This is a genomic window from Polaribacter sp. Z014 (genome assembly GCF_023555435.1).
In the GTDB taxonomy this organism is placed as follows: domain Bacteria; phylum Bacteroidota; class Bacteroidia; order Flavobacteriales; family Flavobacteriaceae; genus Polaribacter.
In genome coordinates this window covers 1-5,643 of sequence record NZ_JALCZP010000046.1, presented here as the reverse complement: position 1 = coordinate 5,643, position 5,643 = coordinate 1, and the positions used below count along the sequence as shown (strand labels likewise).

At 29.1% G+C, this 5,643-nt stretch carries 6 protein-coding genes; 3 read left to right on the top strand and 3 right to left on the bottom strand.

Features of this window, described 5'->3' with window-relative positions:
* Positions 1 to 216 precede the first annotated feature (216 nt).
* Complete coding sequence (locus MPF19_RS18600; RefSeq protein WP_249989780.1) at positions 217 to 534, bottom strand: hypothetical protein; 318 nt, start codon at positions 532 to 534, stop codon at positions 217 to 219.
* A gap of 49 nt (positions 535 to 583) precedes the next feature.
* Between MPF19_RS18600 and MPF19_RS18595 the strand changes: the two genes are divergently transcribed.
* Positions 584 to 1,375 (top strand): 5' nucleotidase, NT5C type, encoded by a 792-nt coding sequence (locus tag MPF19_RS18595; protein WP_249989779.1) that lies wholly within the window; start codon positions 584 to 586, stop codon positions 1,373 to 1,375.
* 123 nt (positions 1,376 to 1,498) lie between these two features.
* On the opposite strand, the gene MPF19_RS18590 is transcribed toward MPF19_RS18595, so the two are convergent.
* Together MPF19_RS18590 and MPF19_RS18585 are read right to left on the bottom strand one after the other, a co-directional pair.
* Entirely contained in the window at positions 1,499 to 2,638 is a 1,140-nt protein-coding gene (locus MPF19_RS18590; protein WP_249989778.1) for a PD-(D/E)XK nuclease family protein, read from the bottom strand.
* Between the two features lie 537 nt (positions 2,639 to 3,175).
* Positions 3,176 to 3,820, bottom strand: a complete 645-nt coding sequence (locus MPF19_RS18585; RefSeq protein WP_249989777.1) for a DUF3387 domain-containing protein — start codon at positions 3,818 to 3,820, stop codon at positions 3,176 to 3,178.
* Between the two features lie 67 nt (positions 3,821 to 3,887).
* Here MPF19_RS18585 and MPF19_RS18580 point away from each other — a divergent pair, with 67 nt between their 5' ends.
* Positions 3,888 to 4,130, top strand: a complete 243-nt coding sequence (locus tag MPF19_RS18580; RefSeq protein WP_249989776.1) for a hypothetical protein — start codon at positions 3,888 to 3,890, stop codon at positions 4,128 to 4,130.
* Between the two features lie 81 nt (positions 4,131 to 4,211).
* Positions 4,212 to 5,366 (top strand): DUF2779 domain-containing protein, encoded by a 1,155-nt coding sequence (locus MPF19_RS18575; RefSeq protein WP_249989775.1) that lies wholly within the window; start codon positions 4,212 to 4,214, stop codon positions 5,364 to 5,366.
* The last annotated feature ends 277 nt before the right edge of the window (positions 5,367 to 5,643 follow it).

Genomic DNA, 5,643 nt, shown 5'->3' with positions numbered 1-5,643 from the left:
AGTATTGGTGTTGCAAGAAATGAACAAGGCATAAGAGCTGCAAAACCAAGTGCTATTAAAAGAAAAATTGATACTTGTGGTGAGTTTAAAAAAGGTTACAGAAGAGAAAAATATTAATTCACATAACTAGCTTGTTGATTATAAACACTCTTTCTATTTCCATAATAATTAGTATAAATATGCAGATACACACTCGCCGTCTTTAAACCTACTTCTTCAACATTCTAAAAATGTTCTAGTAACATACTCTAAATTATCATAAATAGTACTTTTAACCTGTGCTTTTACTTGTCTGCTTTCTCTCCAATTTTTAACTTTTGGTTTTTCTCTTTTTAAAATATCTAAAGTTTTATCCGCTACTTTTTTAACCTCTTTTAGTTCTTTTGTAGTAAATTCTTTTCCTTCTTTTAATAAATCGAAAATAGCTAAGGTTACTTTATTTGTATAGTAACAAGGTAAAAAATTGAGTCTAGTTAACTTATAAATTGTAAAATATTTTATGGATTCGATAAAATAAAAACACCTTCGACACAATTTGACGAACAACTCTTGTACATTTATCTTATTAATTTAAATTTTAGAGATGAATAAAAAAATATTATATGTAGACATGGATGGGGTATTGGTAGATTTTCAAAGCGCGATCAATCAACTATCAGAAGAAACTAAACATGCATATGAAAATCGTTTAGATGAGGTTCCTGGAATCTTTAGTTTAATGAAGCCAACAAAAAACGGGATTGAAGCTATTACGGAACTATATAAGTACTATGAAATTTACATTTTATCTACCCCACCTTGGAACAACCCTTCTGCATGGACTGACAAATTACAATGGGTTCAAAAATATTTACCAAAAATAGGTCATAAAAGACTGATACTATCTCATCATAAACATCTTAATAAAGGAGATTATTTAATTGATGATAGAAGAGCGAATGGTGTCAGTAAATTTGAAGGGAAACATATTTTCTATGGAAAAGGAGAGTTTAAAAATTGGATGACTGTCTACAAGTTTCTTATTAAAAACTGGGGGTTTAAGAAAATAGAGGCTAAAAAAGAAGAGGATTTAATTTATAAAATCACCCACAACAAAGATAGAAAGGCTCTAAATGAACTTTATAATTTCTATGGACACATTATAGAAATGGTTGTACTTCAATATAGTGATGAATTGTCCAATAAAGAGCATAAAATCATTCAATCGAAGGCTAAAAAAGGGTTTATTAATGCAATAATGAAATATGATACAGAGTGCAAATTCCAATTAATGACTTTCGCAATTTGGATAATTAGACAAGAGATTCTTAAATATACTTCAAAAAGAGATGGATTTAAGCTACTCCCAATTAGCCGAATAAAACAGATTCGTTAGCACCTTTTATTTTAGGAAAATGCTAACGAATTCTATTTTGTTTTTTTTTGTACGGTTTTTAAGTTTTTAAAAGATAGGATTATACTTAATAGAATGACTCCAATAGCACTCAAAGTTGTTTTTTTATAACTTAAGTTTAAAAACGTTTTCTATATTTTCAATAGCCTTTTTAATAGCAAGAATAATTTCATTATAACTGTCAATTGGAATAGCCTTATTCATTTCTTCGGTATAACAATAACTCATCTTTTCATTATTTGGTTCCTTTAAAATTAAGCTCATAGTTTTTGCAAGTTGCTCTAAACTTGCTTTTGAATTTTCTTTTTCTGGATTCACTCTATAACACAATTTAACTCTATTCCTAGCTTTATAGCCGGCATTAATAGTGATCAAAATATCTCCAATAAAAACCACTAGTTCAGGGTTTTTTGGACGACTTAAATTTGGATCTCCTACTCTTAGGCTTGGAATCCCCCCCTCTAATTCCTCTTTAACCAACTTTAATTTACCTTCAATATTTGATTCTGAATTTAATAACTTTTCATCCTTTGTATAAACCCCATCAGTTCTTCTACTTTTCTTAAGTTCTTTCTCAGATTTAAAATCTGTTTCAATAAATTGAATAAAAGATTTTAAAGTGTGTCTGGTGTACTCGTTAATTGCTTCAATCTCTGCATTACCCTCTTTCTTTACGATATCCATTAAAATGTTTTTTATGGAGTTTTTAGTCTTATTATTTTTCCATAAAACATGAGTCACGTTTGGGTTTTCTAAGTTTTCATTAAATTCTTTCTCAAAATTTTCATCATTTGGGGTCACATAAATAGAATATACATCGAAATCCCCTTTACCAAACTCGTGTTCGAAATAGACATACTGATTATTAATCTGATTCTTAGTTATTGAGCCTACTAGGATTTTATTTTCAATTAGAAAAACTTTCTTAATGGACTTCTGATTACCAATATAGTTTTTAACTTTACTTTCTGAACCTTCACCTTTATTAGTTTCAGTACATACAACAACGATATCTACTTTTTGTTTTTTTCCATCCTTAATAAAACCTGGTTCAAAAAATATTTGATAGTCATACCCCTCTACTATAAAGTCTTCTTCTTTTACTATATTTTTTAAAAAGCGCTTCAAGAACTCATATTCCAACGAATGGTTCGCATTTGGATCCAACAAATACCCCAAAAAAGCGGAAACATTTGTTTCGTTTATTCGCCCTTCTCCATTGGCTAATATTTTAAATAAATTCATAGTTTTTTTTAAAAAAATTAATATCTAAATATAAGTATTTAATCAATTCTGTAGATCTTTTTACCACGAAATATTATTGGCGATTTCTAACTTATTAATTTCTTGAATAACCGTTGAAATATTTTGATAGCGATGTCCTTGGTTTGTTTCAATACTATTACATGGTACCTTACTAGTTCTGCCTTTGTGTTTTCGTGACAATGGTAATTTAATTCCTTTTTACTGTTGTATTTGGGTATGCAAAAAATAAGCTTTAAAATATAAGTACTTTTAGATTATTCAAGTTCTAAATTTAAAGGAGTGGGAAACAAACCAAAAGACTTGGGTTTTGCTCTTTTGCAAAAACTGAGTTTTGGTTTGTTATTATTAAAATGAATTTCATTTTGATTTAAAGGCCAATACCTTTTTTCTGTACGTACTTTAAAAACCAACTCTGCTTTTATTGCTTCAATAAAATCTACCTAATTAAATAGAAACACTTTATGTTATTCGGATTTATCAAGCAATCTGTTGGTTATAAACACTCTTGCTATTTCCTTAATAATTAGTATAAATATGCTGATACACACTCGCTGTCTTTAAACCTACTTCTTCATCATTATAAAAATCTTCTGGCAAATACAATAAGTTATCATAAATAGTACTTTTAACTTGTGCTTTTACTTGTCTGCTTTCTCTCCAGTTTTCAACCTTAAGTTTTTCAGATTTTAAAATATCTAAAGTTTTAGCAGCTACTTTTTTAACTTCTTTTAGTTCTTTTGTAGTCAATTCTTTTCCTTCTTTTAGCAAATCGAAAATAGCTAACGTTTCTTGATCTGGTAAATTTTCTCTAACGGCACGTTGTTCTTCAAAAGACAAATCTTTTATAAAATCATTTAAGTTGTCAAAAGTTTTAATGGTGTCTTCTAAACTTTTTCCTTGGTTGTACTCGTCTATAATTTCTTTATAACGCTCATAGAAATCTATCCGTAATGGGTTCTCTTTCATCATTTGTTCTAACTGCTGCTCAATGGCTTCTTGCAAATTAAAAACAATGGTATTTTTACGAGGTGCTTTTGCAAATACGGCTTTCAATTTATCGAAATCTAAAGAAGATAAATCTACATAAACATCTTCTTCATCTTCATTTACGGCTGTCTCTTTTATAACGATACTATCACTCACAATATCTTGCAGTTCCATGATAATTTGTGTTACATCTGCCGATTTTACATTTTGGTTTAAAGCAGTATAAATTGCTTCAATAGCATTGAAATCTTTAACTAAAGAGAAGAAATTATTGTTAGAAGTTTCTAACTATTTAAGCGAGCACACTTTTCTAAAAGAAACAGATTTAGAAGATTTTATAAATACCTATAGCTCAAAAAAAATAGCATTTATTAAAGATGGTAGTCACCTATTTTATAGAAACCATTTAAAACAATTATACCAACAAGACTATGATGTAAATGAAGTTCTAGAAGGTTCACAAATCTGTCTAAATAAAAAATAATCAGGTAACAATTTTAAGGAAGTCATAACTCATTTTTACAATAATTATGGTAATTTTATAAAGAAAGAAAAACAAAAAAATATGCTATCAAAATCTAGGTATTTAAAAGGCTTAAAGTGCCAAAAAGCACTTTGGTTAAACAAATATAAAAAAGAGGAGGTATTCTATTCCGAAAGTACAAAACAAGTTTTTAGTGTTGGAAATACAGCAGGAGATTTGGCGCAACAATATTTTCCTAACGGTAAATTGGCTTTGGTTGATGATTATGCAAATTCCAAATCAATAACAAGAACTAAAGAATTAATTGCAAGCGGAGTTACAACCATCTACGAAGCTACTTTTGCTGCTGAAAGTACCTTGGTCGCTCTTGATATTCTACATCAAATTGATGGAAAATGGCATGCTTTTGAAGTTAAAAGCACCAATTCTGCAAAGCCAGAACACATTAGAGATGCTGCTATTCAATATTTTGTCATGACAAATGCAGGCATTGAAATAGCAGATATTTCTATTATGTATTTTAATAGAGATTACATAAAACAAGGAGAAATTATTCCACGAGAATTATTTACCTATGAAAGTGTTTTTAGTAGAATCCAATCTTATTTACCTGAAATACCAGAAAACATTGCAACTTTTTTAGAAGTTTATCAGCATGAAGAACCTACTGTTTTAATTGGTGAACATTGTACAAAACCGTATGCATGTGAATTTGCAAATTATTGCCTTACTTTAAAAGAGAATCAGCCCATTTTAGAAGAATGGGAAAATGAACCTAAATTATCTACGAAAGTTGATTATAAAAACACAAAAGGGATTGAACTGTTTTTAACTGACAATCCATACCCAATTTACTCTTTAGATTTTGAGAGTATACAACATGGGGTTCCTAAGTACGATAATTCAAGACCTTATCAACAGATTACATTTCAATATAGTTTACATTATCAGAAAGATGCAAATTCTAAACCTATTCATTTTGAATTTTTAGGAAACGAAACTGATGATCCGAGAGAAAGATTAATTATACAAATGATTAAAGATTTGAAACAGGACAGTAACATGGGTAAAATTTTAATGTATTCTAGTTTCGAAAAAACTATGATTACTCAGTTAATTAGAGATTTCCCTAAATACACCAAAGAATTAGCGTTAATAATTGATAGGTTGGTAGATTTAGGAATTGTTTTTAGAAGGTATATAAAACAGCAGCTACCCAAAATACGTGGTCTTTAAAAACGGTTTTACCTACTTTTTTACCTCAACTTTCCTATCAAGATTTAGATATACAACATGGTATGGCAGCGATGGATGTGTATCGAAATTTATCTAGCTCTATAAATAAAGAAGAATATGAGCAAAAAAGAAAAAACATGCTCGCCTATTGCAAATTAGACACTTTGGCTGTTTTGGAGTTGTATAAATTATTATAAATAAACGAATATGAAAACATGTGAATTTTGCGCTCATTTCTTTCAAACTGGAATGGCGAAGAGTATGGGAAATGGGAACT

Bases quoted from the DNA above. Each gene is read 5' to 3' on its own strand.
- MPF19_RS18595 (WP_249989779.1), top strand. From the start codon at position 584: ATGAATAAAAAAATATTATATGTAGACATGGATGGGGTATTGGTAGAT.
- MPF19_RS18590 (WP_249989778.1), bottom strand. From the start codon at position 2,638: ATGAATTTATTTAAAATATTAGCCAATGGAGAAGGGCGAATAAACGAA.
- MPF19_RS18585 (WP_249989777.1), bottom strand. From the start codon at position 3,820: ATGGAACTGCAAGATATTGTGAGTGATAGTATCGTTATAAAAGAGACA.
- MPF19_RS18575 (WP_249989775.1), top strand. From the start codon at position 4,212: ATGCTATCAAAATCTAGGTATTTAAAAGGCTTAAAGTGCCAAAAAGCA.